Genomic DNA, 4879 nt, shown 5'->3' on the forward strand with positions numbered 1-4879 from the left:
CGGACCTGGGGTGGCATTGGTCTCGGCGGCAGCTATGCCTGGGCCGACAACAAATATGCGCTTTACGGCGAAGGCTCGGTCAATACAGGCTTAACTCATTTTGCCGACAGCTACAGCCTCAAGGCCAATGCGGGCTTCAAGGTGAGTTGGTAAAGCCGCCGCACCGAGCAAACACTCTCCCGGCAATCACCGGGAGCCTCTTCGCATCAGATCTTTGCGCAGCGTGCTTACCGCGCCCCGCTCCAATCTGGAGCCGACGGGGCTAGTCGGAAGCGTGCAGGCGCCCAACTGTTTACAACGCGGAATGTTCAACACAAACGCAAGCTTAGACAGTTCGAAATCATCATCGAACCTATCAGCGTCATCAGCCAGCTGGCGGATGGTCAGCGTAAAACGCAACCGATCATCGGCTTGGCACGGCCATTGCCAGGCATAGGTCCGTAGAAACCAAGCCTTCAAACAACCTCACCATAATAGGGCTAAATCATGCCGGTCGGATAGACTCCGTTCGCTTCAGAAAGCCGATTGCCCAGGCGTGCCGGCCTTTGATAAAGTCGTAGCACTTCGGTGATTGAAACCTTCCTCAAATCATTGCCCGGGTGATGACAAAGTATCTTCCAATCAATGAAGCACAACATGCGACTATATTCTGCGTTTCTACAATGATATGATAATTATATGGATTAGTAATAAATAAAATAAATACCTTTATCTAAAAACATTTGCTGTTTTGGAGCATAAGGATATGTTCATTCAAGTTTATCTGATGGCGATTTGATAAAGTCAAAGCTCGATGCTTGAATATGCTCTGGCGTTGACGGCTTTAAAGGATGAAAAGGATATTTGGTCCGGGTAGCCGACACACGGTCTTTTTTGGAAAGACTGAGCGGGCGCCAGGGTTTCTAACCTCTAAAGTCTGAGCTCAACTCGATTGATCGACAGATAGATTATCAAATTTGTTAATCACTTTTCGCGCAAAGGGCGGGCGCTTCAAGGCAATCTGAACAGCAAAACTATGGGATCTGAAGTCGGGGATTTGTATGCAGCAGAGTGACAAACTGGAAATCGTCGAAACCGGTCATGGATTATATGGAATTTTCTGTTTTACCTGCCGGTGGACAGCCGGGCGATCGATCAGATGCAAGGACAGGGGCGCGGGTGCTTCGTCAAACACGCTGTCTTGGGCGCTCACTGTTGCCCCACAGATCCTCGTTGTTTCGCTTTCGTCGATCTTTGCTGCAAACAGTGCATTCTCCGCGTCGCTTTACTGGGACCCCAATGGTGTCACCACAGGCCGGGGCGGGGCAGGAACCTGGAACCTGACCAGCCCTTTCTGGAGTGCGACCGCAGACGGGCTTAACGGTCCCTATAGCGCGTGGAATAACCCTGCACATGATAATGCCATTTTTGGCGGCACCGCTGGAACAGTGACACTGGCAAATCCCATTACCATTGGCGGGTCACAGTTTTCGTCCAACGGTTACGTTTTGTCCGGTAACCAACTCACTCTGGGTGACGCTCACACGGTTTTAAGCGTCGGTGACGGGACCGCCGCCGACGCGACGATGACGGCCACAATAAGCGCTGATATTGCCGGAGACGGTCAGTTGGTCAAATCAGGCGCTGGCATCCTTGTGCTCAACGCAGCCAACAGCTACACCGGCGGCACCCTGATCAATGGTGGAACACTCAGGATCTCGTCCGACGCCAATCTTGGAAATTCTTCCGGTGCCTTAACCCTTGACGGCGGCACCCTGAACACCACAGCCAGCATGACATCGGCAAGAGCCGTAAGTTTGACGGGCGTTGGGAGTTTTGCAATCAATGCCAGCACCGTGCTGACATTGAGTGGGCCCATCAGTGGATCTGGATCGCTCTCGAAAACTGCCGCAGGCACATTGATATTGGCCGGAACGGCCAACTATAGCGGTGGCACGACAATCGCCGCCGGCACGTTGCAAATCGGAAACGGCGGCGTGAGCGGCAGCGTGAGCGGCGATATTGCCAATAATGGCGCACTTATCTTCAATCGTTCCGATAATCTGTCCTATTCCGGGTCAGTTACGGGCACCGGCACATTGACTCAGTCTGGATTAGGCAGGCTGAACCTGACCGGCAACAACACTTATAGCGGAGCGACCACCGTTGATCGTGGCGCCTTGAAGCTCGAAGCGGGTGGACGAACCACCGGAACATCGGTGCTCATGCTGCGCAATAGCGGCGAACTGATCGTCGACGGTCCTGCAACGCGTTTTGCCACCTCCGGCACTGCCACCTCGCAGATTGGCGCAGCAGGTTCCGGCTTTCTCACCGTCAGCAACGGCGGTTCTGCATCCTTTGGGGCATTCGACATGGCCTATGCCGCCAACAGCAGCGGGACAATGCTTATTACCGGTGCCGGGTCTCAGGTTGCGATTGCCGGTACCTCCGTGCTCGGGCGTTTTGGAACCGCGACGATCAATGTTCTCAATGGCGGCAAGCTGATCTCGAACGGCACCAGTCCACTGGTGGGTGGACAGCTTGCAACCGGCAACGGCACTGTCGTAATATCGGGCACAGGTTCGCAATGGTCGATCGCGCAAGCGCTGCAGTTGCGTCGCGGCACGGTCACCGTGCGCGAAGGCGGCCATATTGCCGCTGGGTCGGTAACGATTGGCTATGTTGGCACCGGCATCAATGCGCCAGACGCGGCCTTGCTTGTCACAGGCGAGGGATCTCTCATAGAAACCACTGGCGCCTTCGCAATTACCAATTCGGCCGCAAGCGGCAACAAGGGCGTGGTCACGCTTTCAGACGGTGCGGTGATCAGGGTAGGAAGCGGCGTCCTCGCCATGGGCCCGGGTAATGCGACCTTCAACATCGGTGGTGTTGTGGGGGGAACAGCTCAGCATGCAGGCATTCTGGATGCGGCGCTGGTTACAATGGCTGCTGCTGGCAATCGCATAAACTTCAACCATGATGATGCGAATTATCAATTCTCGGCAACAATTTCCGGCGCGGGATCACTCACGCAGAACGGGCCGGGGACGACGGTGCTAACGGGAGCAAACAGTTATCAAGGCGCAACCACGATCGATTCCGGAAGCCTTTATATCAATGGCGATCAGTCGCTGGCCACGGGTGTTACAACTGTCGCTTCTTCGGCGACACTCGGTGGATCGGGAACAATCGGAGGCGACGTTAATATTTCAGGTATCCTTGATCCGGGCGATGTCGCCACTCATGCCGGAACGCTGACCATTAATGGCAATCTCGTGCTTGCGCCAGGCGCCACCCTTGCCATGGAACTGGGCGAAGACGGTACGGAAGGTGGCCCGCTCAATGACCTTGTGGTTGTCAAAGGCGATTTGACCCTCGACGGCACCCTCAACGTCCTGGAAGCGACAGGCGGCAATTATGGGCCCGGTCTTTATCGTATGCTCAGCTATACGGGCAACTTGACCGATAATGGCCTCGCTATCGGAAATCTGCCGCGTGGTTCGGCGATGATCCAAACCGCAATGGCCCAGCAGGTCAATCTAATCGCCGGGGGCGCAGATTTTGACTTCTGGGATGGTGATGCTGGAGCAAAGTTTGATGGCCTCATCCAGGGTGGGGACGGCGTCTGGCAGAACAATGCGGGCAACACCAACTGGACAGAGTATTCAGGCAATATCAACTCAAGCTATCGCGACGGGTCGCTCGCGATTTTTGGTGGTCGTGCTGGCACGGTAGTTGTCGATAACAGCCGCGGCACAGTGGCGGTCAAAGCGCTGCAATTTGCCACCGACAACTATGTGATTACCGGTGACGTTCTGACAATGGTCGCGCCGCAATCGACTTTCCGTGTCGGGGACGGTACTGCGACAGGCGCAGCGATAACCGCAACAATCCGCAGCCCAATAGCCGGCGATGCGCAATTGGTGAAGACAGACTTGGGAATTCTTGTCCTTGCGGGTGACAATACTTACAGCGGCGGAACCCGCATCGGTGCCGGTACGCTGCGGATTTCGGCAGATAACAATCTGGGCGCAGCAAAAGGCGCGCTGATTTTCGAGGGCGGATCGTTGAACTCGACGGCAAGCATCTCCAGCGAACGCTCGGTCGAATTTGTTGGGTCCGGCACCTTCAATACCGATCCCGATACCACGCTTGCACTGACCGGCGTGATGTCCGGGACAGGCAGCTTTACCAAGGTTGGCGGGGGTCAACTTGAACTCGAGGGGGAAATGCACGCCTATAGCGGCAATGCTGCCATTACTGAGGGGACGCTCGTTGCTACCGGACAATTCGGCGGCGGTCTCGACATCGGTTCTGCGGGCAAGCTGGAAGGTACAGGAACTGTCGGCACCACCAAAAACGCTGGCATTATTGCTCCCGGACGGCATGGCATTGGAACTCTCACCATCAACGGCGATTATTCGGGTGTCGGCGGAGCATTGGACATCACGACACAGCTCGGCGACGACAATTCGCCCACAAGCCGTCTCGTGGTCACCGGCAATACAGCGGGTGACACAAAACTTTCCATCAGCAATCGCGGTGGTCTGGGCGCGCAGACCGTCAATGGCATCAAGATCATCGATGTCGGTGGCCAGTCGGACGGCCGTTTCACGCTCAATGGCGATTACACCACCAAGGATGGCCAGCAGGCGATCATGACAGCCTCCGCCTTTGCCTATACATTGCAAAAGGGATCGGGGCAGAACGGAGGACAGGGGCAAGGATCGGTGCAAGCTTCAGGCAGCGCCAACACGGATGGCAACTGGTATCTGGTCAGCCAGAATACCAAGGCCCCCGATCCAAGCGATCCGGTCGATCCGACCTGCGAGGAAACCAATAGCTGCCCACCACCCCAGCCCGGCGGGCCACGCTATTCGGCGGCAGCCCCGGTCTATGA

1 protein-coding gene is annotated in these 4879 nt (G+C 55.9%); it reads left to right on the plus strand.

Annotated elements, in window-relative coordinates; translation table 11 throughout:
* Positions 1 to 1040 precede the first annotated feature (1040 nt).
* Positions 1041 to 4879, plus strand: a 3839-nt coding sequence (locus QBD00_RS23485; protein WP_318580692.1) for an autotransporter-associated beta strand repeat-containing protein, incomplete at its 3' end; no start/stop codon positions are given.

This window comes from Ochrobactrum sp. AN78 (assembly GCF_029909885.1).
Taxonomy (GTDB): Bacteria; Pseudomonadota; Alphaproteobacteria; order Rhizobiales; family Rhizobiaceae; genus Brucella; species Brucella quorumnocens.